Source organism: Acinetobacter venetianus RAG-1 = CIP 110063, assembly GCF_000368585.1.
GTDB classification, from domain to species: domain Bacteria; phylum Pseudomonadota; class Gammaproteobacteria; order Pseudomonadales; family Moraxellaceae; genus Acinetobacter; species Acinetobacter venetianus.
On sequence record NZ_KB849558.1, the window covers coordinates 1,103,859 to 1,128,103 of the forward strand.

At 37.8% G+C, this 24,245-nt stretch carries 22 protein-coding genes; 13 read left to right on the plus strand and 9 right to left on the minus strand.

Features of this window, described 5'->3' with window-relative positions; all coding sequences use genetic code 11:
• Positions 1–185 precede the first annotated feature (185 nt).
• The gene (locus F959_RS10805; RefSeq protein ID WP_004880062.1) at positions 186–1,226 is read right to left on the minus strand and encodes a lipase secretion chaperone; all 1,041 of its coding nucleotides are present in this window, start codon (positions 1,224–1,226) and stop codon (positions 186–188) included.
• Positions 1,227–1,309: 83 nt separating this feature from the next.
• Complete coding sequence (locus F959_RS10810; RefSeq protein ID WP_004880063.1) at positions 1,310–2,326, minus strand: lipase family alpha/beta hydrolase; 1,017 nt, start codon at positions 2,324–2,326, stop codon at positions 1,310–1,312.
• A 277-nt stretch (positions 2,327–2,603) separates the two neighbouring features.
• Here F959_RS10810 and F959_RS10815 point away from each other — a divergent pair, with 277 nt between their 5' ends.
• Together F959_RS10815 and F959_RS10820 are read left to right on the plus strand one after the other, a co-directional pair.
• Positions 2,604–3,623: an AraC family transcriptional regulator gene (locus F959_RS10815; protein WP_004880065.1), complete on the plus strand. Its 1,020-nt coding sequence runs from the start codon at positions 2,604–2,606 to the stop codon at positions 3,621–3,623.
• A gap of 54 nt (positions 3,624–3,677) precedes the next feature.
• Positions 3,678–4,256, plus strand: a complete 579-nt coding sequence (locus tag F959_RS10820) for a flavin reductase family protein (RefSeq protein ID WP_004880067.1) — start codon at positions 3,678–3,680, stop codon at positions 4,254–4,256.
• Between the two features lie 89 nt (positions 4,257–4,345).
• Here F959_RS10820 and F959_RS10825 read toward each other — a convergent pair whose 3' ends face one another.
• Entirely contained in the window at positions 4,346–4,921 is a 576-nt protein-coding gene (locus F959_RS10825) for a hypothetical protein (RefSeq protein ID WP_004880070.1), read from the minus strand.
• A gap of 180 nt (positions 4,922–5,101) precedes the next feature.
• Entirely contained in the window at positions 5,102–5,872 is a 771-nt protein-coding gene (locus F959_RS10830) for an SDR family NAD(P)-dependent oxidoreductase (RefSeq protein WP_004880072.1), read from the minus strand.
• Positions 5,873–6,016: 144 nt separating this feature from the next.
• Between F959_RS10830 and F959_RS10835 the strand changes: the two genes are divergently transcribed.
• Both F959_RS10835 and F959_RS10840 read left to right on the plus strand, forming a co-directional pair.
• Positions 6,017–7,078: an AraC family transcriptional regulator gene (locus tag F959_RS10835; RefSeq protein WP_004880074.1), complete on the plus strand. Its 1,062-nt coding sequence runs from the start codon at positions 6,017–6,019 to the stop codon at positions 7,076–7,078.
• Positions 7,079–7,094: 16 nt separating this feature from the next.
• Positions 7,095–7,727 (plus strand): FMN-binding negative transcriptional regulator, encoded by a 633-nt coding sequence (locus tag F959_RS10840; RefSeq protein WP_004880075.1) that lies wholly within the window; start codon positions 7,095–7,097, stop codon positions 7,725–7,727.
• Here the strand turns inward: F959_RS10840 and prmC are convergent.
• Together prmC and prfA are read right to left on the minus strand one after the other, a co-directional pair.
• Positions 7,724–8,542: a peptide chain release factor N(5)-glutamine methyltransferase gene (gene prmC / locus F959_RS10845; protein WP_004880076.1), complete on the minus strand. Its 819-nt coding sequence runs from the start codon at positions 8,540–8,542 to the stop codon at positions 7,724–7,726. The genes F959_RS10840 and prmC overlap by 4 nt on opposite strands.
• A complete protein-coding gene (gene prfA / locus F959_RS10850; RefSeq protein ID WP_004880078.1) occupies positions 8,542–9,630 on the minus strand; it encodes a peptide chain release factor 1 in 1,089 nt (362 codons plus the stop codon). Before prfA ends, prmC begins: the two co-directional genes overlap by 1 nt.
• 466 nt (positions 9,631–10,096) lie before the next feature.
• Between prfA and F959_RS10855 the strand changes: the two genes are divergently transcribed.
• The 8 genes from F959_RS10855 (at position 10,097) to F959_RS10890 (ending at position 16,628) form a co-directional block, all read left to right on the plus strand.
• Positions 10,097–10,522 (plus strand): glycine zipper domain-containing protein, encoded by a 426-nt coding sequence (locus F959_RS10855; protein ID WP_004880080.1) that lies wholly within the window; start codon positions 10,097–10,099, stop codon positions 10,520–10,522.
• 201 nt (positions 10,523–10,723) lie between these two features.
• Positions 10,724–12,088 (plus strand): prephenate-dependent tRNA uridine(34) hydroxylase TrhP, encoded by a 1,365-nt coding sequence (trhP, locus tag F959_RS10860; protein ID WP_004880082.1) that lies wholly within the window; start codon positions 10,724–10,726, stop codon positions 12,086–12,088.
• 3 nt (positions 12,089–12,091) lie between these two features.
• Entirely contained in the window at positions 12,092–12,346 is a 255-nt protein-coding gene (locus tag F959_RS10865) for a YfhL family 4Fe-4S dicluster ferredoxin (RefSeq protein ID WP_035312519.1), read from the plus strand.
• 174 nt (positions 12,347–12,520) lie between these two features.
• A complete protein-coding gene (locus tag F959_RS10870) occupies positions 12,521–13,456 on the plus strand; it encodes an ABC transporter permease (RefSeq protein ID WP_004880083.1) in 936 nt (311 codons plus the stop codon).
• A 2-nt stretch (positions 13,457–13,458) separates the two neighbouring features.
• Positions 13,459–14,337: an ABC transporter ATP-binding protein gene (locus F959_RS10875; protein ID WP_004880085.1), complete on the plus strand. Its 879-nt coding sequence runs from the start codon at positions 13,459–13,461 to the stop codon at positions 14,335–14,337.
• Between the two features lie 54 nt (positions 14,338–14,391).
• Complete coding sequence (locus F959_RS10880; RefSeq protein WP_004880087.1) at positions 14,392–15,408, plus strand: isopenicillin N synthase family dioxygenase; 1,017 nt, start codon at positions 14,392–14,394, stop codon at positions 15,406–15,408.
• Positions 15,405–16,280 (plus strand): hypothetical protein, encoded by an 876-nt coding sequence (locus tag F959_RS10885; protein ID WP_004880090.1) that lies wholly within the window; start codon positions 15,405–15,407, stop codon positions 16,278–16,280. Before F959_RS10880 ends, F959_RS10885 begins: the two co-directional genes overlap by 4 nt.
• 18 nt (positions 16,281–16,298) lie before the next feature.
• Entirely contained in the window at positions 16,299–16,628 is a 330-nt protein-coding gene (locus F959_RS10890; RefSeq protein ID WP_004880095.1) for a DMT family transporter, read from the plus strand.
• A gap of 50 nt (positions 16,629–16,678) precedes the next feature.
• On the opposite strand, the gene F959_RS10895 is transcribed toward F959_RS10890, so the two are convergent.
• Entirely contained in the window at positions 16,679–17,728 is a 1,050-nt protein-coding gene (locus tag F959_RS10895) for an ABC transporter substrate-binding protein (RefSeq protein ID WP_004880096.1), read from the minus strand.
• An 81-nt stretch (positions 17,729–17,809) separates the two neighbouring features.
• Entirely contained in the window at positions 17,810–18,247 is a 438-nt protein-coding gene (locus tag F959_RS10900) for a CopG family ribbon-helix-helix protein (protein ID WP_034604949.1), read from the minus strand.
• 395 nt (positions 18,248–18,642) lie between these two features.
• Between F959_RS10900 and F959_RS10905 the strand changes: the two genes are divergently transcribed.
• On the plus strand, positions 18,643–20,589 hold the full coding sequence (locus tag F959_RS10905; RefSeq protein WP_004880102.1) for an AAA family ATPase: 1,947 nt from the start codon (positions 18,643–18,645) through the stop codon (positions 20,587–20,589).
• A gap of 44 nt (positions 20,590–20,633) precedes the next feature.
• On the opposite strand, the gene uca is transcribed toward F959_RS10905, so the two are convergent.
• Positions 20,634–24,239 (minus strand): urea carboxylase, encoded by a 3,606-nt coding sequence (uca, locus tag F959_RS10910; RefSeq protein WP_004880104.1) that lies wholly within the window; start codon positions 24,237–24,239, stop codon positions 20,634–20,636.
• Positions 24,240–24,245: the final 6 nt, after the last annotated feature.

Sequence of the window (24,245 nt, forward strand, 5' to 3'; positions counted from 1 at the left end):
ATTCTCTAGCCTGTTCCGAACAGATTAGATTCTAAGTGTCGGCGCATTTTTATGAAAGTTAAATTGCATAAAATACGAATAAATAGCAAATTCATATTTTTTATTGAAGTGAGTTCCCCTCCATTTCTACAAGTCATTTCAGGGAAATATAATGGAGAGCACTTACAGCTAGAAATAATGATTGATTATGATCCTTTACTTTTTTGATCATGCATCACTTCATAGGATTGAGCTCTTAATAAATCCTCTTTCGTCCCAAATGAACTATTACGTAATTCAGCAATGGATTGTTGTTTACTGGCATCATTTGCATCACTTTTTAAAATTTGATCCCGCGCAGATAAATACTGATTAACTTGCGTTTGCCACACTGCTTCTTCTTGATCAACTTTTTCCAAACGATCAGCAGCTTCAGGCCCAAGTAAACTTTCCCTCATACTTCTTAAATCTTGAGCTGATCCGCCTTTTGCTTGGATTTCTTTCGTAAGTTGCTGCAATTCAGCGAATTGCATCGAAACCCGTACTCCGTCGGCCAACGCTGGAGGTAATTCATCAATCAACTTCGCAAGCTCTGTAGCCTTTTCTTGTGTCGTTAGATTTTTATTGGCATGGATACGCATTTGCTCAAGATTAAATTGATTTAGATTTCTTTCATTACCAAACAAAGCATTAATTTCAGCCGCATTAAAAAACTGTTGTTGTACTTTTGCCATTTGATCTACGACTTTTTGCAAAGCATCAACATTATTAGATTTAAAGCCTGCATTTGGTTTTAAGTTTTGTAGTGCATGCATATAAGCAACATATTGATCAAGCAAATAAATTGCATAGTTTGAAGCGGACTCTGGCAATGTTGCGAGCAAGTATTGTCGAATATCTGCAACAAGCTCTGCTTCAGTTTTTTCACCTAAGCTAGAAAAGAAATAATCAAAACAACTACGAATACCAACCGTTAAAATGAGTTTCCCATTTGCATCGACCTGAATTGGGCAATCAATCTCTGTACCTTGTAATGATGCTGCTAGGGTTGGCAGTTTTCCTTGTTTATTGTTTGCAGTTGCACTTTCTAAAACTGTGTTTTCTGGCTGTATTGTCTGCGTATTTATATTTTGGTTTTGAGTTTGAGCTTCTGGTTTAAATACATAGTAAATCAGCAGTAGCAAGAGCAATACACTCGTGATAACACCAAATACAATTGTCTTATGATTTATAAATTTACCGCTCATAATCCCTTGCTCTATTTATAATTAATTGTGTGAACCGTTATATGGTAAAGGGAGTAAAACCATACTCCCTTATATTTGAATAGTTATAGACCTTGATTCTTCAAGCGGTTTGCTTGAGTTCGATAAGGAGTGACTGGATTTTGTAAGAAACCAACCAAGCCTAACACCTGATTCACTTCATCCAAATGGTTAAAATTATAATTATCACGAATGACTGTGCCTAAATGATTTGAACAACGCGGCACCAAGCCATCATTTTCACCACTTATGAGTAATGATGTTGCAACTAAAGCATAGTCTAGAGGATCTAATACATTAGTTAACACCCCTGTACCACCCCATGAATAATAGCGAACACCATTGACAAGTTCTGTACCCGAACCACAAGCAGTCGTTGGAACACCTGCTGGGAAACGACTATTGAAATTTGCTGAACCAGCAGTTGTAAGTGAATTCAGTCCTGCGATTGCATCTTGATCATAATAATGACCAGACCCAATACCCACTAAAGAAAAGAAAGCATCCACTGCGGCTGCAACAACAGGTGCTGCTATCGGTCCGACTGGTGATTGAGTGATGGAATAAACCACATCAGCAACATCAGAACCTTTAGTTGGTCCACCTACAGCAGTTACTGAGGCAACTTTAGTTGGCATAAGGCTCGCTACATAACGAACTGATTGTGAGCCATGACTATGTCCGATCAAATTGACCTTTTGAGCGCCTGTAATTGCCAGAACTTGTTTTGCTTGTAAAAGTAATTGTTCTCCACGTACCTCTGATGAGTTAAATGATGCTTGTTGAGCGACAAACACATTTGCACCATTACCAACCAAGTCCTCTGTAATACCATTCCAATACTGTAAAGGCCCAACAGCAGAGAAACCAGCCATACCATGTGCTAATAAGATTGGATACTTTGTTTTGGCATAACTAGAGGTAACATAAGTACTACCGCCGACTGAACATGAGTCCACATTACAATTTTGCCATGATGCCTTTGGTGATAAGAAGTCGAATAAACCTGCATGTACTACAGATCCACTGCTCATCAGCATACCCGCCATTAACGTCATAGCGCTTAAATATTTTTTCTTCACGTTTTGCTCCTAGCATTTTTCGTTTTTATTACAGCTATATAGTCCGTGCGATTTGTATGCGGATTCATTCCAAACATACAAATGAACTGCAAAATTATACTCCCTACAAATATTGCGTGAATTTTAGACTAAAACAAACTGCGCCAAATTCATAACAATAGACGCCAAAATTATGCTCGAATCCGAAAATTCCGATGAATGTACATTTTCAAATTCACATTGCTAGATTATTTTCAAAGTCGCAGGATCAGTTTAAAAATGGAATTTAGTTACTATCATGAGTCTTCCTCGTCATCATAAACATCATTTTATAAGTAGCTCTTATGCACATTTACTAAGTGAAGTCGTGGCTCAATGGGATATTTCCGTTGAAACCCTCTTTTGGGGAACTGGTGTAGAAATTGATAAGCTGAATGATCTAAGTTATAAAATTAGTCTCGCTTCGTTTAAAAAAGTTATTGAGCGTACGATCGAGCTGACACAAGAAGAAGGCATCGGATTTTACGCAGGAACACAGATTAAAATCAGTTCTCATGGCTTACTTGGATTTACTGTCGCAATATCCAAAAATGCTTATGATGCAATTCAAACGATTAATCAGTTCGTTAGCTTACAATGTTCGTTTGTTGAATTTGATTTCAAAATCGAACAACATCTTGCCTACTACACGATTATTTATGATCCATCTCTATTGAACTTCACTGATGTTTCAGATACTCGATCATATGAATTTAGTTGTATTTTTTTCTTAACTGGCTTCGTTCACTTAGTTAGATTTTTCATTCCTGATTTTAAACCAAGCATTGATTTACAATGTAAATATCCGCCCTATTTTTCTCGTTTTAATAAAATTCTGAATACTACTTTTGAAGAAATACGTTACGAACAGCCACATACTCGTTTAATAGCACCTGCCGAATTTTTAGATCGACCTTTGAGTATGTCTGATCCTCTCACCTCTGAAAAATTTAAATTGCTCTGTCAAAAAGAGCTTGATGAGTTAGTTGCGACACAAGATATTCTTTATCGAGTTAAGCGGTTGATTGATGATCCAACAGAAGGATTGCTCAGTATTGATCAAGTGGCTCAAAAGTTGAATTTAACCAAAAGAACATTACAACGAATGCTGCAAGAAAAAGCTGTCAGCTTTCAAAGTCTATATGACGACGTGCGTAAACAAAAAGCGCGTAAGTTATTATTAAATCCGTTAATCACGAAAGAAGAAGTTGCAAAAAAACTCGGTTATTCATCCACCTCAAGTTTTAATCGTGCCTACAAACGTTGGGAAAATGAGTAAATCATAACGATCTTTATGCAACAATAGTTGTGTTCAGAAATATTCGGAAAGTGTATGAGCACTCAAAATCTATTAGCGGTTGAGTTACCTAAAGCTTATCGTCTTTTAAATCATGGACCTACGGTGTTAGTTTCAGCTCAACATGAACAAGACACTGATGTTATGGCGGCAGCTTGGGCATGTGCTTTAGAGCTAACACCCGCGAAGGTCACTGTGGTGTTGGATAAAAGTACCAAAACGCGCCAGTTGGTTGAACAAAGTGGATATTTTGCACTTCAAGTTCCATGTTTCGCTCAACTTGATATGGTGCATCAGTTGGGCACTATCAGTAAGTTTGATCATCCTGATAAGTTAGCAAACTGCAAAACTGAGCTATTTTATAAAGATGGTCTAGAAGTTCCATTAGTTGATGGCTGCATAGCATGGCTAGTCTGTAAAGTAATCCCTGAACCGCATAATCAACAAAACCATGATCTATTTATTGGTTCAGTCATTGCAGCTTGGGCAGACTCACGCGTTTTCCGTGATGGGCACTGGCATTTTGAAGATGCCAATAAGAACCTAAGGAGCCTTCATTACATTGCTGGCGGAACATTTTATTTGATCGGTGAAGAAGTAAAAGCTCAGCTCTAATTCAAAAGGGAAATGTGTGCCATTTCCCTTTTATTTACCAACACTTAAATAGTATTTCATCTCAAGAAATAGCTTAGTAAAACCATCGGTTATGATGGCGAATCAACTTTCATTAACTCAGAATACAATGTATCTAAAAACTGCTTTTGTTGAACATCATCTTTGAAATATCGTTGATAATTTACGCTACAACTTTCTACATCAGCGATATTATTTTTATTAAACGACCAATCGCGGATATCTTTGACCGTAATTCCTAAGTCATCATTACAACTTTGCCACAACTGCGAAAATTTCGTCCGCTGCTTGGGTTCAAGCAGATTGAAATCTGCATATACCGAGTAACCTCGCATTTCTGTATTAAAAAATCGAGAAATTTGAGTGACAGGTACACCTCCCCAAACAATTATTTTTCCTTCTGGCAAGTGTATGCCTGTAAGTTTATCTTCAGCCAATAGACGTTCTTGCATCCCTTTTTTGAATGCATATTTTTCATAAACAAGCTTTGTGCCAGCGGGTACACTTATATTTTTAACCACTATCGGTTGTTGCGTCGTATAGTATGGATAGTTTGGCCGAGTCATATTACCCGTTGGATTCATATTACCAACGCAGCCTGTTAAAAGTAATGTAAATGCGACTGATAAAGTTTTTATAGATTGCATTAATAAGCTCCAAAACTCGATTATTTTTATTGTGCTACATAAAATCTTTTACCTAACATTAAAATGAAATAATCAAATGGGCAAGTCTAAGCATCGAACCCTAAAATAAAGACCATTGTAAAATTTCTTTTTACAACGGTCTATCAGCAAAACCTGCTTGTAAAACTTAAATAGAAATTATCATTTTGCTGCCATGCGAATAGCACCATCCAAACGAATCACTTCACCATTTAAGTAAGAATTTTCGGCAATATGGGCAACCAAACGAGCAAACTCTTCAGGGCGACCTAAACGAGAAGGATATGGAACCATTTGCCCTAATGCATCTTGTACGTTTTGCGGTAATCCTTTTAACATTGGTGTTTCCATAATACCCGGTGCAATCACCATAATACGAATCGCATGACGTGCTAATTCTCTTGCGATCGGTAAAGTCATCGCAACAACTGCACCTTTTGAAGCTGAATATGCGGCCTGTCCAATCTGACCATCAAAAGCAGCTACAGATGCCGTATTCACAATCACACCACAGTCTTCATCACCTTCAGCTACAGTGTTTTTACTCATAGCATCAGCAGCAAAGCGAAGCATATTGAATGTACCAGTCACATTGATCTGTAAAGTTTTAGAGAACATCGCAAGATCATGGACTCCTTCTTTCCCCACAACTTTCGCCGATGGGCCAATACCTGCACAATTGACTAAACCATGTAATGCACCATGCTTTTCTACAACATCTTTAAAAAATTGTTCAGCGGCTTGCTCATCCGTTACATCTAATTTTACGAATTCAGCTTGATCGCCTAGTGCTTTAGCTTGTTTTTCTCCAACTTCAGCATTCATGTCCACCAACGTTACCGATGCGCCCTTTTCTACTAGATATTCTGCTGTAGTTGCACCTAAACCTGAGCCACCACCAGTAATGACAAAATGTTTTCCTTGAATTTTCATTTACGTTTCCTATCAAATTAAAGGTATAAATTTTTATAAGTCAGAGTAAAGCGAAGTTTTTTCCGATACAATTCCAAAAAGTAGCAAATTTAATGCAACTTTTGAGCATTTAATCTATTTTTTTCTCCTGTATTTCATTGTTGTATGAGCAAAAACTTACCTTTAGATATAAATTCGGCCAAAGATACTATTTCTAATGCTTTAATCCGTGAAGCGTTAAGTGTTGCCGCAAGTCGTGGTTTAAATATCGTGAGTATTGCCAATCGTGCAGGTATCTCAGCAGAATTGCTAACCTCGACCAAAGCGCGCGTTCCTGTAACTCAATGCGCACAATTATGGGTAGAACTTGCAGAAACCATGAATGATGAATTCTTGGGAATGGATCAACATCCTATGCGGCGTGGCAGTTATAAGCTCTTGGCTCAACTTGCATTTAATGCTGAAACATTAGAGCAGGCAATAAAAGAAATTCTCAGATTTCTAAGTTTAATCTTAGATGATATACATGGTGAACTTGTTCAACACGGTGACAAAGCTTATTTGTTTTTGCACGATCACGAACAACCCAAACGTATGTTTACCTATTCAACGTTTTTAATGTTAGTACATAGTTTAATGTGTTGGTTAAGCGATCAACGTATTGCATTTCAAAGTATGACCTTTCGATGCCATCCACCTGTAGAAATACAAGATTATCGTGTTCGCTTCTGCGAAGACATTCAGTTCAATGCGGAACAGAATAAAATCGAATTTGATGCACATTATCTCAAACATAAAATTAAGAAAGATAAACAGGCATTAAAAGATTTTCTGAGTCAGACACCTTATAACCTAATTGTACGTTTTAAAAATGAAAATTCTTTAAGCTTGCAGATTCGTCGTCAATTACTGTTGCAACCGCCTTCACAATGGGCTGAATTAAAAGATATCGCACAACAATTAAATATGTCGACGGCAACGATTCAACGGCGTTTGAAACAAGAAGGTGTTAGCTATCAACAACTTAAAAATGATATCCGCTGCGATATTGCAATTGAACGCCTAAGTAAAACCAATGATTCCATTCAAAGTATTAGTGATGAGCTGAACTTCCATGATCCAAGTGCATTTCATCGCGCTTTTAAAAAATGGAGTGGTGTAAGCCCAGGTACTTACCGTAAATCATCCCCCAACAAAAAGAGTTTTTTAAGCAATTTGGATTCGTAATAAATGGAGGTTAAAAATGTATCTTCCTGAGATTTTTGAAGAGAAAGATCATGAAAAGCTTTACCAACTCATTGAAAATTATCCCTTTGCGACATTAGTTAGCCAAAGCACGAATGGATTGGGGGCTAATCATTTACCATTTAAATTGCTCCGTGAACCTGAACATCATCGTGCTATTCTCGTTGCACACATTGCAAGAAATAATCCTCTACACACCCAAATCAGAAATGGAACAGAGGTGCTTGTCATTTTTCAAGGTGAACAAGGCTATATTTCACCGAACTGGTATCCAAGCAAGCAACAACACCATCAACACGTACCGACTTGGAACTATCAAGTGGTTCACGTCAACGGCGCTATTCGCTTTTTAGAAGATGAAAAATCCTTGCGTGGTATTCTTGCAAAACTGACTCGAACACATGAGGCGAAACAACCGAAACCTTGGAAAATGTCTGATGCACCAAGTGACTATATTGCTGAAGAACTCAAAGGCATTATTGGAATAGAAATCGAAATTCAGCAAATGACTGGAAAATTTAAACTCAGTCAAAATCGCGATAAAGTTGATGCGGTCGGTGTTGTGGATGGTTTAGAGCAACAAGGTAAAGCTAAATTGGCGCAAGCAATTCAACAATATATTGAAGATTAATCAGATTTCTGCCCTAAGCTAACGCGATCATTTGCGCCATAATCTTGAATGGTTTGGATTTGACTAAATCCTTGTTGCTCAAAGATATTACGTACCGCCTGTCCTTGATCATAGCCATGTTCAAGCACAATCCAACCGTTTGGCTTTAACCAGTCTTTACCTTGAGTAATAATGATTTCAATATCCGCTAGTCCGTGATTATCTGCAATTAATGCTCGCTCAGGTTCAGACTTAAGCTTTTGCATATGCACATCTTCTGGATCGATATAAGGCGGATTAGATACAATCAAATCAAATGTTTGCGATTCTAAAGCCTCAAACCAAGCTCCACAGGCAAAGTTAACTTGCGTTAAACCATGTCGAGTCGCATTTTCTTTTGCAACTTCTAAGGTCGGTAGATAAATATCCGTCGCCGTGACCTGCCATTGCGGACGTTCACTTGCTAACGATAAAGCGATCGCACCAGTTCCTGTACCTAAGTCGACAATATTGGCATTTGTGCTGATTGGAAGTTTCAGCACCGTTTCAACCAAAATTTCAGTATCAGGACGTGGAACTAAAGTATCGTGGGTTACTTTTAAATCTAGCGTCCAAAATGGCTGAGAACCCGTAACATAAGCCAATGGCTCGCCCTGTTCAATACGCGCAAGCCCATCTAAATAAGCTTGTTCTTGTATTTCAGTCAACTCTTGCTCAAGTCTTAACTTTAGCTCCAAAGCACCGATTCCTACGATATGCTCAAGTAGCCATGCTGCTTCTTGGCGTTCGTAGCTATCAATTTCCCCTTTGATTTCTAATGCTTGAGCAATATTCATTAGCCGCCATTTTCCTGTGCAAGCAGAGCTAACTGATCCGCTTGATATTCACGATGCAGGCTATCCAACAATTCTGTTAAATCACCTTCCATAATCGCATCTAATTTATATAAAGTTAGATTGATACGGTGATCCGTCATACGGCCTTGTGGGTAGTTATAAGTACGGATACGTTCAGAACGGTCACCTGAACCCACTAAGTCACGGCGCATTTCTGAAGTTGCTGCATCAGCCGCAGCACGTTTTGCATTTTCTAAACGTGATACGAGTAGCGCCATCGCTTTGGCTTTGTTTTTGTGCTGTGAACGCTCTTCTTGACATTCAACCACAACACCTGAAGGAATATGGGTAATACGCACCGCAGAATCGGTTTTGTTAATATGCTGACCTCCCGCACCTGATGCACGGTAGGTATCGATACGTAAATCAGCAGGATTAATATCCACTGTTGTATCTACATCGACTTCTGGAAGAATCGCAACTGTACATGCAGAGGTATGCACACGACCTTGAGACTCAGTGGCAGGTACACGTTGTACACGATGTGCACCACTTTCAAATTTCAAGCGGCCATATACACCCTCGCCATCTACACGACAAATCACTTCTTTATAACCGCCATGCTCACCTTCATTTTCAGAAAGCACTTCAATACGCCAACCTTGAGTTTCAGCATATTTACTATACATACGGAATAAGTCACCGGAGAAGATCGCAGCTTCATCACCACCCGTTCCTGCACGAATCTCAAGATAAGCAGCATTGGCATCGTTTGGATCTTTAGGAATCATCAATACATTCAATTGATCTTCGAGATCAACCAAAAGCGCCTTATTTTCTTTGATTTCTTCTTCTGCCATATCTTTAAAGTCTGGATCAGACTTCATCATTTCAGCAGTTTCGATGTCTTCTTCAGCTTGACGATATTTAGCCCAAACCTCAGTAATTTCTGTTAAATCATTATGTTCACGTGACAGTTTACGAAAACGTTTATTGTCCGAAATAACTTCTACATCTGCGAGCAATGCAGTCAGCTCTTCATGACGATCACATAATTGATCTAATCTTAAACGGAGTGATGCTTTCATGGGTGGAATATCTCAAAATCTAAAGACTCTATGCAACACAACTGGCGGAAGCACGAGCAAAATCAAAAAATTGCGCATAGTTTACAGATTCTCCTGATTAAATAACATAGAGAAGTTTGCTAACTTACTATTCCACCATCATTTGATCACAAATCACTTGGTTTTATCTGTTCAGAGCAGTTTGAATTATTGAAGCGAAAGGTAAAATTTGAAATAACATATTCAAGTTAGAACATTGCCTACTATTTTTATAATTCTGTATTTTCAAACGAGATTAAATCGTTATCTACTTCGGGTTTTGAATTGATTTATCGCTCTATTTCTCATCGAAAGCAACAAAACACTACAATCCAATCACTAAACCGTAATAATTCAGGAAAGCATCTCCACATTTTCCATCTCAAACTTTGTTACATTTGCTCGCATTACAAAAGATGTCCTATCCAATAGGAACGTGGAGTTAAAAATGAAAGCCAATGCTTGGTTATGTGCGATTTTAGCAAGTACCTCTCTGATGACCGTTGCTCATGCAGATAATGGTACACGTGTAGCAGCAACATCTGCGCTTGGTAGTGTTGTCGGTACTGCAATTGGTAAAGAAGTTGGTGGAAACAGCGGCGCTATGATTGGTTCTGCGATTGGAGGTGCTGGTGGTGCAGCGGCTGCAAGTAGTAAACGTACACGTACCGAAGCTGCTATCGGTGGCGGTTTAGGAGGAGTCGGTGGCTACACAGTTGGTAAAAATCTAGGTGGAACAACAGGTGGTTACATCGGTGCAGCAGCGGGTGCGGCTGGTGGTGCAGCTTTAGGTCGTCAAGTTGGTCAAGATCGTTATTATGACAATCACCAATCTAAAAAATATAAGAAAAAACGTAAGCACCGTCATCACTAATTCAAAAGCACCTTCGGGTGCTTTTTTCTTATCTAAGCAAGATTTCTGGAGATTCTATAAATTTAGACTTATTTAAAGGTGAGACTAGCATTGGCAAATAAGGATTTAATGCTAAAAATCCTGACTTAAATACTTGGTTGAATCCTTTTCTTGTTCTTCCTAGAATAATCCCCTATTTTTTATATGCCTTTGTGTTTTTACATGAATACCGAATTACTCTCGCCTGCTGGTTCACTTAAAAATATGCGTTATGCCTTTGCTTATGGAGCAGATGCAGTCTATGCAGGTCAACCTCGTTATAGTTTACGCGTTCGTAATAATGAGTTTGATCATGACAATTTAAAAATCGGTATTGATGAAGCACATGCCTTAGGTAAAAAATTCTATGTTGTTGTCAACATTCAACCACATAACAGTAAGCTGAAAAATTTTATTCGAGATATTGAACCGATTATTGCGATGCAACCTGATGCCTTGATTATGTCTGATCCAGGTTTGATTATGATGGTGCGTGAACATTTCCCTGATATGCAAATACATCTTTCAGTACAAGCAAACGCGATTAACTGGGCAACCGTAAAATTTTGGAAAGACTATGGACTAAGTCGTGTCATCCTTTCTCGTGAGTTATCACTTGAGGAAATTGAAGAAATCCAAAAACATGTCCCTGAAATCGAATTAGAAGTGTTTGTGCATGGTGCATTATGCATGGCTTATTCAGGTCGCTGTCTTCTATCTGGCTATATGAATAAACGAGATGCCAATCAAGGTGCTTGCACCAATGCATGTCGTTGGGAATATAAAATCCATGATGCAAAAGAAGATGTCAATGGTGATGTCATCCCTGTTCAGCAATTAGACGAACCTACACAATGTTGTTCAAAAGCGGATTCAGAAGACACCACACAAACGGTTTTAGTTCAACGCAACGAAGAAGAAATGTTTGCCGCAGAAGAAGATGAACATGGAACTTACTTTATGAACTCAAAAGATCTCCGTGCAGTACAACATGTAGATCGTCTGACGCATATGGGTGTTGCATCTCTTAAAATTGAAGGGAGAACGAAATCCTATTTTTACTGTGCGCGCACAGCACAAATTTATCGTAAAGCAATTGATGATGCTTTATCAGGCAAAGCTTTTGATCAACGTTTAATGCATCAACTCGAAGGTTTGGCAAATCGAGGTTATACCGAAGGTTTCTTACGTCGACATATTCACAGCGACTATCAGAACTATGAAGATGGTTCATCACATTTTGATTATCAACAATTCTGCGGTGAAGTTTTGGAACGTCACGGCGACTATGTTCGTATTGAAGTTAAAAATCGCTTCCTCGTAGGTGATTCTCTAGAATTGATGACACCGAAAGGCAATATTTCTTTTGTGCTTGAGCATATGCGTGACCTAAAAGGTAATTCAATCGACAATGCTAAAGGCTCAGGTCATATCGTAGAGATTCCACTGTCACAAGATATAGATATTGCTTATGCTTTATTAATTCGCAACCTGCCTCATGCAAAAGAGCAATTACAATCTTCTGCTTTGGCTTATGCAGCGAACTAAGACATGGCACTCATGATCACGACGGCCTGTATCAATTGCGATATGTGCCTCCCAGAATGCCCCAATGAAGCGATTTATGAAGGTGCAAAAGTTTACGAAATCGACCCACAACGTTGCACTGAATGTGTAGGCTTTTATGAATCGCCCACATGCATTGCTGTGTGTCCGATTAACTGTATCAATCCAGACCCAAATTTTTTAGAATCAAAAGACCAACTTCTCATTAAATTTAAAAGCTTAAATTTATATAATAATTAAATAGTTAAAATTAATTTTGTGGTGCTTTCCTTCCATCATGGTTAAAAGTACCGCTTCTTTTTAAGTTCTGATATTTTCCCCTGCTAAATTTCTATTTAAACACAAGACACTGGCATCAAAATTGCTAAATAGTATTACGTTTTTTAAAATTAGTATTACTACGGGTGTTTGCCTATGCATCATTCAGTATTGTCAAAAAGGAAAAAGCTTTTCTTAGGATTGGGGTCTTTTATCATTCCACTTCTTATTTGGAGCTGTGTCAGTTATTTACCTTTTATTTGGCATCCTCAAGTTCAAATCACTGATTCAGGCAGTGTCTCTTACTTACAGGTAGGAACACGTCTTGAGAAAAGTGCTTACTATGCAGAAGCACAACAAGCGGTTGATCAAGCTAAAACACCTCCAACAGGAATTTTAGTCAACCCAATATATTTACCTGCTCCACATGAAGTTGCGATAGCATTATTTACATCATTTACGACACCACCACAGCAAGCAGACGCACCTTGGCTACATCAAAGTCTGTGGCACAGTATCAAAATCGTATTTACTGCATTTTTCATTTCATCGTTGATTGGTGTACCACTCGGAATCTTATGCGGATTTTCCAACACGATTTCCAAGTTAACAGAGCCTTTTGTTGAGTTCTTTCGCTACCTTCCTGCACCTGCTTTTGGAGCACTTGCGGTTGCTATTTTAGGAATTAACGATGCACCTAAAATTGCCATCATTGTGATTGGTACTTTATTTCAACAAATCTTGATTATTGCCAATACCACAAGAATGGTTGATCGCGGCTTAATGGAGGCAGGTTATACCCTTGGAACAAACAAAATCAAAAGTCTATTTTATGTGGTGATTCCAGCTGCATTGCCAGATATCTATCGAGATCAACGTGTCTTACTCGGTTGGGCTTGGACATATTTAATTGTTTCAGAATTAATTGGTGCAACCTCAGGCATCACTTGGTTTATTACACAACAAGCACGCTATCAAAACTTTGATAACGTCTATGCTGCGATCCTGATTATTGGCGTGATTGGTCTGGTCTGCGATCTAATTTTAATGAAATTAGGTATGCGTCTATTCAAATGGAAAAAAGGAGTATAAATATGACTGAGCATTTTGATTCAAAAGCATATTTCGAAAGTATTTATACTCGTCCTGTGATGCTAGAAACCAAAAATCTGAGCCAAATCTTTAATCATGGCGATGGTGAACGTCTTGTCCTAAATAAAATTGATTTAACCATTCATAAAAGAGAATTTATCTGTGTGATCGGCCCATCAGGTTGCGGTAAGTCCACCCTGAGTCGTGTTGTCGCTGGATTAGATGATTTCCATAGTGGTGAAGTTTTGGTTGAAGGTCAAAAAATCAAAGGGCCTAGCTCTGAACGTGGCATGGTGTTTCAAGGCTATACCCTTTTCCCATGGAAAACAGTCAAAGAAAACGTCATGTTCGGTCCAATAATGAAAGGCATCAGCCGAACTCGCGCAGAAGAAATGGCAAGGGAATGGATTAACATCATTGGCTTAGATAAGTATGAAAATCAATTTCCACATGAGCTTTCTGGTGGCATGAAACAACGCGTTGCGATTGCTAGAGCATTGGTCAATGAACCTAAAATATTATTAATGGATGAGCCTTTTGGCGCACTTGATCCTTACACCCGCCAAAAGATGCAAAAACATTTGATGGATTTATGGCAAAACATCGACCTCACCATTATGTTTGTTACGCATGACATGGATGAGGCGATTTTATTGGCCGATCGTATCGTGGCATTAAAAGCCAACCCTGGTGAGGTAAAAGAAGTTATCGAAGTTAATTTGCCTCGTCCGCGATCATTCGACTTAATTCACTCAACAGAGTTCAAACAATTACGTGATCGCGTGAATCAACTTGTACATAGTCAAGAAGAAGAACTTGATCCATCCTTAGAGGATTTACCTAAAATTCCACGCATGACTCAAGTCAGTACACAGAAATAAAAATAGCAATTGGGACGACCCAATTCGCTTCATTTATTGCTGGACGACCAGCCTATGGTGAAGATCATGAACCATGAATATGTCCTGCCACTTATCGACATTTCTCTTCTAAATAGCGATTACTTAGAAGATCGGATGCAAGTCGTTCAAGCACTGGATCGAGCCTGCAAAGAGGTCGGTTTTCTGTATATTCAAGGCGAACAATTTCAGCCTGAACTTTTCGATAAACTCAAAGAAATCGCTGAAAGTTACTTTGCTCAAGATGAAAATCAAAAAATGCAAAACTACATCGGATTTTCAAAAAACCACAGTGGTTATGTGCCGATTGGAGAGGAACAATTCAAAGCCAATGTATATGACTTAAAAGAAGCATATGACATCAATTATGACTATCAGGAAATTGAAAATCGCCGCCCTTTACTCGGTCCTACACAATGGCCTAATGATCCTCAATTTAAAGAACAAGTTTTAGCTTACTACCAACATATCAAAGCAATTGGCCATCAACTTTTTAAAGCATTTGCGCTGGCTTTGGAGTTAGAAGAAGACTATTTTGATGCGCATTTAAAGCATGCACCGAGTCAATTAAGACTGATCCACTATCCTTTCAATCCAAATGCCGAAGATCAGTTTGGGATTGGTGCTCATACAGATTACGAGTGCTTTACTCTGCTTTTTCCAACGGCAGAAGGACTACAGGTATTAGATAAACAAGGTGAATGGATTGATATTCCAGTGATTGAAAATACGATGGTGATGAATATCGGCGATATGATGGAAATCTTATCGAATGGTCGTTACCTAGCAACCAAACACCGTGTTAAACGCGTCAAACAAGAACGCTATTCTTTCCCTTTGTTTTTCTCTTGTGATTACGACTATATCATCCAACCCATTATCAAAAATGAAGTTCCTCATTATCCCCCCATGAAAGGTGGTGAACATTTATTTAATCAAACAGCACAAACTTTTAGGTATCTAAAACAACGCATTGCTTCAGGTGAGCTTGTTTTAGAAAATGCACGACCGCTTTACTCCTTTGGCTTGAATGAACAAGGAGAAGTGTCATGAACCTTGTGCAATTATTAAAGCGATTAAAGCCAACACCCATCGCAGACTTAACCTTACCCCGATATTTATTTGGCAGTTTCAGACGTAAAAGTATCAGCTTCTATAATGGCTTAACGGATGAAAATACGATTGTTTATTGGTTCCAATCAAAATCATTTAGCATTGACCTCCGACTTTCTGACGGCAATCGAACCGCACTACATGAACGTCAGGGTTGGATTGGCGATACAATATGGGACAGCCAAACAGCATTATTATCTTGGGAAATTCAGCAAAGTTATCAGAATCATATTCAATGGCCTGAACCAGCAAAACTCTATCCGATTGGAAATTCTATCTTAGAGTTTGCACCTTCTAATGCTTATGTCGAAGATTGGCGTCAACAAGCAAATAAAGGATTATTTTTCGGGTTGCGACTATTTCAAATGCAATGTTTAAAAACCGAGCAAGTATTTGCTGTTGATGGTGGTCTTGTCATCACAGATCAACATATTGCTTATGCCCAATCACGTTTCCCTCAGATTCAACAGCAGATAAACCAATATGCTACTTTAGCTGAGGTGAATGATCTGAAGAGTGAAATTGAAAGCTATGAAGTTTCGATCACATTGAATGGTTCGATTATCTGCTGGAGTACGAAGTCCAATCAAATTGGTCAAACCATTTTACTTGATCATTTTGAATTATTAAAAGATCAGACCATTACACAATTAAAAATGATTGGTGATGACAAATATCTTCTATATTTTAAACTTGATGTTTATCAACCTGATTTTGTTTTTGATCATATCTCTGCTTGTTCCGATTCAGGGCAACAATGGTTAGCTCAAGAACAAAATCATTTACTGAAACATGCAAAAACGATAATTTGAGTGGAGCTTTGGAGGTTTATGTCTTATCTATTTTTAGCTATAGCAATTGTTGCTGAGGTAATCGCAACCTCAGCGCTTAAAGCTTCCCAAGGATTCAGCGTTTTAGTTCCCTCGATCATTACCATTTTAGGTTATACCGTTGCCTTGTTCTTTTTATCCCTTACACTGAAAACGATACCTGTAGGCATTGCGTATGCGATTTGGTCAGGTGCAGGTATTGTGCTTATTTCTGCCGTAGGTTGGATTTTTTTCAAACAACACTTAGACACCGCTGCATTTATTGGTCTAGGCTTGATGATCACAGGAATTATTGTGATTAATGTATTTTCTAAAAGTACGCATATCTAAAAAAGTTATAAAAAAACCGTTCTGCGTGAACGGTTTTTTTATGCATATTGTTATTTTAACTCTTCCACAAGTGATGGATAAATTAATCCATCCGCATCCACTTCTGCTTTATATATGCCATTGCTCACATTGAATTTATTGACATGGTAAGTAGAGCCATAGATTGAATCAAAACCGTCTCCTTTTGCAAATACTTGTTTATTCGCAGCAAGATCCAGTAAATGTGTACCATCAATAAATTGTTCATATTGTGCAGGGTCAACACCTACACGATTTGCCATAATTTTTACCGCATCGGCATGTGTTGCAGGATCTTGAATATATTTTACAGTCTTATCCCAAACTTGAATCAGTTTCTTCCAATCTTCTTTATGAGCAGATAAATGGCTCGCATTCACTGAAAGCGTATCGTAAATCAAACCTGGTTTGTCTTTAGATGTATAAATAATCTTTGAACCAGCCACTGCTTTTAAAGCTTGATTGGCAACAGGCTGCCAAACTGCAATCGCAGAAATATCCTTACTGGTGAATACTTGCGGGAGTTCGTTGGTGACTGAATTAACAAGTTTCACATCTGTTGCAGGAATTTTAGAATCATCTAAAGCTGTTGAAAGGAGTAAGTGATCTACTAAACCTTTTTCCGTTGCAACTGACTTACCTTTTAGATCACTAATTGAGTTAATACCTTCTTTTGCAATAATGACATCATTACCAGCAGAATAATCCGTCACCATGATCATCATGCCCTTGGTTCCACCAGAAGCATTCACTAAATTATCGCCATTTGTAACCAACACTGCGTCTAATTGATTAGCCGCAAAAGCAGAAAGAGACGCTGAATAATCAAACCATTTAAAATCTACATTTAAGCCCGCTTCTTTTAACCAGCCTTTTTCGATTGCTACTTGCCATGCGACAAAGCCCGGCCAATCACTATAGCCAATAGTAATTGGTGTACTTGCATTGCTACTTGTTGAATCAGCAGCTTTATCGGCCGTAGGTACTTTATCGGCCGTAGGTACTTTGGCTGAATTATCGCATCCCGTAACAGCCAAACCAAATAATACAGAGATGGATAATGTTGTAATTGCTTGCTTCATAATGTGACCCCATTAGAGAATGTTTTATGACATTGATACGTAAAATCTTTAACTAGAAAATAATGCGTAGCAAACGCACTGTTAATCGTTTTGTTGCAGTGGCGGCATAACTGCATCCATCAGCTCAAGATGGCCTTTAATCACACCTTTTAATGCAATAAATTGCTGACTAATTTGTTTAAGATCATTACTTTTTCCTTGCAACAGCATGACCTCCAAGATTTTTTGATCATCTAACTGAATACTCAAAGAACTAATCACTTGTTCAAGGAACTCATGTTGTAAATCAGCGAGTTGCACGCGGATGTTGGCTGTATTGCGCTGATATAGCAACGTTAAAGTTCCCACCATAACTGAGTTCTCGGTGGTGTATTGATGAATCAAATGGCGATTGATCATATCTACGATTGCTTGAGAACGACTTTCGTAATGTTCTTCTACGATCTTCTGATCCAAAGCTTCAACGGTCTTTTCAGGCACCGTAATACTGATGCGTGTCAGTTTCGGTTTATCCTTCAGTTTGCTTGAGTTACTTTTTTGCACTTGGTCTTTCTTGTTTGACATATAAACCTGCTCTCACTGCTAAAAGATCAACCACAACATGCATAACGAATTTGCAATACTGAATCATGATTCGCTTGGTATTCATCGCCACCTCAGTAATACTAATTTTCCAATTCGTATTATTTAATGCAGTATCTATGCCAATTTTGATAGTGATTTGATGACCTTTAGCATAGTTTTTGAGTACTTATTGAGCATAAAAATCTTGGCTTGCTCAATATCAGGGCAAATTTTTTATAGAAGTATAGAAAAATTTATAAAGATGCTTATTTATACAAGTAAAGTAGTTTTAATTTTTAATTACTATGTAATATCATACACTTAATTATTAAACTTAGAACCTTATAATTATGAGTAACAAAATTTACTATTGGGCTGAAAACTTAGAAGAATATAGTGCTGACAATGAAGAAGGCTATAATCAAGTAATAGAAATAAAACGACTAAATTTTTTTATTGGTAAAAATAATGCTGGTAAAAGTAGATTCTTAAGGGGACTTTTTTATAGTAAAAATAAACCGCATAGCTACCAAATAGACTCCTTTAGAAAACTTTTATCTATTTCTAATAAACTTAAAAATAATGATAAATATAAACACTTGCATAGCACACAATTTTATAAAGACTTTTTTGCTCAACTTGATAGTTTAGTAATCAGCATGAGTTCTTATTCGCCTACTAATCCAGATGATCAATTTTACTATTGTCTTGATTTCTTAAATCGAATGAATTTATTAAATATGTTTGAACCCAATGAAAATATTTCTACGCTAAAAAATCAATTTAAAAACCAATATCAACAAACATCAAATTTAAATTTCGGAACTAGTAAATTTTATGTACCAACATTAAGAGGTATGCGTCCAGTTACTGAAATTGAAAATAAACAACCATATATAGACAGAGCTCAAAAGGACTATGGAGACAAACACAATGCATTCAATAAAGATAATACTATTACTGGAGAGTGTCTTTTTCATGAATTGAAATGTCTCCTATTGGGTAATCCAGAAGATAGAGAACTCGTTAAAAATTACGAAGAAAAATTAAGCCAATACTTTTTTGATAATGAAATAGTAACATTAATTCCTAAAATTGAAAAAAATAATGATGTGAAAGATAAGCAAAATGACGTTGTTCATATAAAAATTGGTCATGCAGCTCAATTCCCTATTTATAAACTTGGTGATGGTTTACAACAAGCTATCATTTTAACTTTTGAGGCATTTACCAAAAATCAAGATATTCATTCTTTTTTTATCGAAGAACCTGAACTCCATATGCACGCTGGTATGGTCCGCCAACTCATGAATTTTTATCTAAATGAAACAAAACACTATTATTTCTTTACTACCCATTCAAATCATCTTCTAGATATGGCTGATGAATCTGATCAAGTTATTATTCAAAAATTTGTTAAAGAACAGAATATAATAGATAAGTCAAAATTTGATTTTAAAATTTACCGCTGTGATAAAGATCGCGACTTACTTGCTTCTTTGGGAGTGAAACCATCTTCTGTGTACTTAGCAAATTGTACAATTTGGGTAGAAGGAATTACCGATCGTCTATATATTACAAAATATATGGAAAAGTATTTAAAAGAATTAACGGATATAAATGATAAGTCAGTAGATAAAATTAAAGAGGACTTAGAACGATATTCTGAACTTCGTCGCTTTATGCCAAATTATCATTATACATTTATCGAATATGCTGGAAGCAATCTAGCACACTGGTCTTTTGAGGAAAGTTATCCAAAAACGAGAGAAGAGCGAATTAAATTTCTTCAACAAGACAGAGGTCAAAGTGCAACAGCAGTAGCTAGTGATATGTTATTAATTGCAGATGGAGATATACAAAAAAATCCAAATAAAATCAGCTTATTAAAAAAAGAACTAAATAAGGAAAATTTAATAATTTTAGATTGCAAAGAAACTGAAAACACTTTGCCAAAAGATTCGATTGTAAGAGTTGCAAAAGCAAAATTTCATAGACTGAAAAATGTACGCCAAAGCTATGATATTTCATTAATAGATAATATTATTAATGATGACTATTTTGACAATCCTAAATTTGGCATAGGTAAACTAATAGACGATAAAATTAAGAAACCTTCATCTCAAACTTGTAAAACTGCTTTTGCAGATGGTAATGGTGTTGGTACTATCAAGGATAAGCTTAAATTTTGTCGTGAAGTCATTAATGATTTTGATTCAAATCCTGATTGGCGACTTACCCCTAAAGCTAAAAAATTATGTGAGACAATCTTTAAGCATATTGAAAAATGTAATTAAATAAATAGACCACTAAGCGTGGTCTGCTTATTATATTTAGCACATCAAGCTAATGGCACTAAAGTAAACAAAGCTTGACCAGTTTTAACCGTTTGCGCTTTATCTATCAAGATGGTATCGACTTTCATTTTTGCGGGGGCAATGATTGGAATTTCAATTTTCATCGCCTCTATCACCGCAAGGGTTTCACCCTCCTCAATGATATCGCCAACTGCACATTCGATTTTCCAGACTGAACCCGGCATATGTGATTCAACAACCATTCCACCTGTAGGTATATTGATTTCAGTATCATCAAGCACAACATCCATGCTTTCGGAAACATATTCAGCCAAACCTGCTTCATGCCATCTACGGCGTTCTGCTTCAAAATTTTCTTGTTGAACCTGCTTAAACTCTTGAATACTTGTCTGATTTTCTTTAAGAAAAGTATTGTATTCCTTAAGGTTTAAAACACCATCTTCAATTCTAAGCTTTAAACGTCCCGCTTTAAAATCTTCACGCATCTCCAAAAGTTCAGCTTCAGACACTTCATAAAAACGAATTTGATCGAAGAATCTCAGTAACCACGGCTTATCTAATTCAAAATTAGGATTTTGACGATAGCGACTCCAGACTTGCGTGGTACGCCCAACAAATTGATAACCACCCGGTCCTTCCATGCCGTAAACACACATATACGCACCACCGATACCCACAGCATTTTCAGGTGTCCATGTTCTCGCAGGATTATATTTGGTTGTAACTAATCGATGTCTTGGATCAAGTGGCGTTGCAACTGGTGCACCGAGATAAACATCACCCAATCCCATCACTAAATACGAAGTGTTATAGACGACATCCTTAACAGCTTGTTTTGACTCCAAACCATTAATACGGCGAATAAACTCAATATTATCTGGACACCAAGGCGCATCTGGTCGAACGAGTTGCGTATATTTTTCAGTCGCCAGTTGAGTTTGTGAATCCTCCCAAGCCAATGGTAAATACACAGTTCGAGAAGCAACTTGCATATTCTCAATATCAGGCAGTTCGGCTTCAGCAGATTGTAATAATTTCAGTAAATCCGATTGGTCTAAAACACTCGAATGATAGTGAATTTGCAGTGAACGAATCCCCGGCGTGAGATCAATAATACCTTGAATATTTTGCTGTTTTACCCACTGCATTAAAGCGTGAATACGGAATCTTAAATTGAGGTCTAAGACCAGATCCCCATACTCGACCAATAAATAATGATTACCAGCAGGTCGATACGTTACAGTAGGTTTATCTTCACCTTGTGCCAATGTTGCTAAAACAGCATTTTCTAAAGTGATTTCTTCTGCCTGAATGACTGGTGAGAAATTCACATTTGCTGTTGTTTTATGTTGCAATGCTGTTTGATATTGCTGTTCTAGTTGTTGAGCTTGCTGATAACTTACAGGAATAAACTTCACTTTATCCCCTGCTTTTAGCTGCCCCAATTTCCATAGTTCAGCATTAATCACAACGGCTGGGCAAACAAAGCCACCTAAACTCGGACCATCAGGCCCTAAGATAATTGGCATATCACCCGTAAAATCAATCGCTCCAATTGCATAAGCATTATCATGAATATTCGATGGATGTAACCCCGCTTCACCACCATCGATACGCGCCCATTCAGGTTTAGGACCAACTAAGCGAATCCCTGTACGGCTCGAATTAAAGTGAATTTCCCATTCTTGTTCAAAAAACATGGAAATATCATTTTTCGTAAAGAAGTCTGGCGCACCGTGTGGCCCGTACATCACTGCAATTTCCCAACTTGTTCCAAAACTAGGAATTTGAGCCGCATCTAGCGAATGCGTATTTTCTAAACTGCTTTCAAAGACAGGCAACATATCACCGATCAGCAAATTTCTTCCTGCGTGACCACCAAATTGCCCTAAAGTAAACGTCGCTAAACTCCCTAAATAAGCAGGGACATTTAAACCACCTTTAATACCAATATAGCTTCGACAACCCGTGGAAATTCGTCCGCATTTCAAAACTTGTCCTTTGCGAACATTGATGGTTGACCACATTGGAATGATCTGACCATCTAAACTAGCTTCCATATCTCCGCCAGTTAAAACGATTTGGCTATCACAATGAAACTTAAGCGTAGGACCTTGTAAAGTACATTCCAAGCCTGCTGTATTAAAAGGATTATCCAGCAATTGGTTTGCAACATTTAAGCTTAATGCATCCATTGCCCCAGATGGCGGAACACCGACATCCCAGTAGCCCAAACGTCCCGTCACATCTTGTACGGCGGTTTGTATGCCAGATTGTAGAACCTCTATCTTTTGCGTTTTCCATTCAAATGTATTTAAAAAGCGAGTCGTTTGAGTTCCTTGATTGAACACCTCACAACGGATAATTTCTTGTAAATATTCTAAATTAGTTTCAATTCCTACAATTTCAGTCTTGCTTAGGCTATTTTGCATTGCTTGAATTGCATGATCTCGATCATTTGCAGTCACAATAATTTTGGCGATCATCGGATCATAGAATGAAGAAACATTTGATCCCGTTTCAACCCACGTCTCAACACGTGACGATGCATCAAACTTTACGCTAGTTAATAGACCCGCACTTGGCTGGAAATTCTTAATCGGATCTTCTGCATATAAACGGACTTGAATTGAGTGCCCTTTTGATTCGAGTTGTTGCGTTGGTTCTAACCAATCACCGCTCGCTAAAGTCACCATCCATTCAACAAGATCAACGCCATAAACCTGTTCAGTTACGCCATGTTCCACTTGTAGTCTCGTATTGACCTCAAGAAAATAGAATTCTTGTGTATCAGTATCCATCACGAATTCAACTGTACCAGCAGAGCGATACTTTACAGATTGCATCAATTGAATAGCAATTTGTTGAATATATTCACGTTGTTGATGATTTAAATGTGGTGCTGGTGTTTCCTCTATCACCTTTTGATTACGGCGCTGAACTGAACAATCACGCTCACCTAATGCAAGTATATGACCTTTGCCATCACCAAAAATTTGTACTTCGATATGACGCGCATTTTGAACAAATTTTTCTAAATATAATCCTGCGTCTTTAAAGTTTGCTTGCGCAAGATAGGAAACCGTCTGGTAAGCATCTCTGAGCTCAACTTCATTCCAAACCAAACGCATCCCAATTCCACCACCACCCGCAGTACTTTTCAGCATCACGGGATAGCCAATCTGCTTGGCTTGAACAATTGCATCCTGTTCATCAATGAGCAATTGGCTGCCCGGTAATAAAGGAACTTGATTCTGAATTGCCAATTCACGCGCTGTATGCTTTAAGCCAAAATCACGCATTTGTTGCGATGTTGGGCCAATAAATGCAATGCCTTGTTGCTCACATAAATCACAAAATGCAGCGTTTTCAGATAAGAAACCATATCCAGGATGAATCGCTTCTGCACCAGACTCAAGTGCTGCCGCAAGGATTTTCTCAATATTTAAATAGCTTTGTTGTGCAGTAGAATCACCAATAAACACCGCTTCATCTGCCATAGAAACATGTAAAGAATCACGATCTGCTTCTGAATAAACAGCAACCGATTGAATGCCTAATTTACGCAGCGTACGAATTACTCGACAAGCAATAGCACCACGATTGGCAATAAGTACTTTTTTAAACATATGCTA

What these genes read in the sequence shown, in the direction of transcription:
- F959_RS10880 (WP_004880087.1), top strand. Translation starts at nt 14,392, where the DNA reads ATGGTGAAGATCATGAACCATGAATATGTCCTGCCACTTATCGACATT.
- F959_RS10840 (WP_004880075.1), top strand. Translation starts at nt 7,095, where the DNA reads ATGTATCTTCCTGAGATTTTTGAAGAGAAAGATCATGAAAAGCTTTAC.
- trhP (WP_004880082.1), top strand. Translation starts at nt 10,724, where the DNA reads ATGAATACCGAATTACTCTCGCCTGCTGGTTCACTTAAAAATATGCGT.
- F959_RS10885 (WP_004880090.1), top strand. Translation starts at nt 15,405, where the DNA reads ATGAACCTTGTGCAATTATTAAAGCGATTAAAGCCAACACCCATCGCA.
- F959_RS10905 (WP_004880102.1), top strand. Translation starts at nt 18,643, where the DNA reads ATGAGTAACAAAATTTACTATTGGGCTGAAAACTTAGAAGAATATAGT.
- F959_RS10815 (WP_004880065.1), top strand. Translation starts at nt 2,604, where the DNA reads ATGAGTCTTCCTCGTCATCATAAACATCATTTTATAAGTAGCTCTTAT.
- F959_RS10820 (WP_004880067.1), top strand. Translation starts at nt 3,678, where the DNA reads ATGAGCACTCAAAATCTATTAGCGGTTGAGTTACCTAAAGCTTATCGT.
- uca (WP_004880104.1), bottom strand. Translation starts at nt 24,239, where the DNA reads ATGTTTAAAAAAGTACTTATTGCCAATCGTGGTGCTATTGCTTGTCGA.
- F959_RS10835 (WP_004880074.1), top strand. Translation starts at nt 6,017, where the DNA reads ATGAGCAAAAACTTACCTTTAGATATAAATTCGGCCAAAGATACTATT.
- F959_RS10805 (WP_004880062.1), bottom strand. Translation starts at nt 1,226, where the DNA reads ATGAGCGGTAAATTTATAAATCATAAGACAATTGTATTTGGTGTTATC.
- F959_RS10865 (WP_035312519.1), top strand. Translation starts at nt 12,092, where the DNA reads ATGGCACTCATGATCACGACGGCCTGTATCAATTGCGATATGTGCCTC.
- F959_RS10875 (WP_004880085.1), top strand. Translation starts at nt 13,459, where the DNA reads ATGACTGAGCATTTTGATTCAAAAGCATATTTCGAAAGTATTTATACT.
- F959_RS10895 (WP_004880096.1), bottom strand. Translation starts at nt 17,728, where the DNA reads ATGAAGCAAGCAATTACAACATTATCCATCTCTGTATTATTTGGTTTG.
- F959_RS10855 (WP_004880080.1), top strand. Translation starts at nt 10,097, where the DNA reads ATGAAAGCCAATGCTTGGTTATGTGCGATTTTAGCAAGTACCTCTCTG.
- prmC (WP_004880076.1), bottom strand. Translation starts at nt 8,542, where the DNA reads ATGAATATTGCTCAAGCATTAGAAATCAAAGGGGAAATTGATAGCTAC.
- F959_RS10890 (WP_004880095.1), top strand. Translation starts at nt 16,299, where the DNA reads ATGTCTTATCTATTTTTAGCTATAGCAATTGTTGCTGAGGTAATCGCA.
- F959_RS10825 (WP_004880070.1), bottom strand. Translation starts at nt 4,921, where the DNA reads ATGCAATCTATAAAAACTTTATCAGTCGCATTTACATTACTTTTAACA.
- prfA (WP_004880078.1), bottom strand. Translation starts at nt 9,630, where the DNA reads ATGAAAGCATCACTCCGTTTAAGATTAGATCAATTATGTGATCGTCAT.
- F959_RS10830 (WP_004880072.1), bottom strand. Translation starts at nt 5,872, where the DNA reads ATGAAAATTCAAGGAAAACATTTTGTCATTACTGGTGGTGGCTCAGGT.
- F959_RS10870 (WP_004880083.1), top strand. Translation starts at nt 12,521, where the DNA reads ATGCATCATTCAGTATTGTCAAAAAGGAAAAAGCTTTTCTTAGGATTG.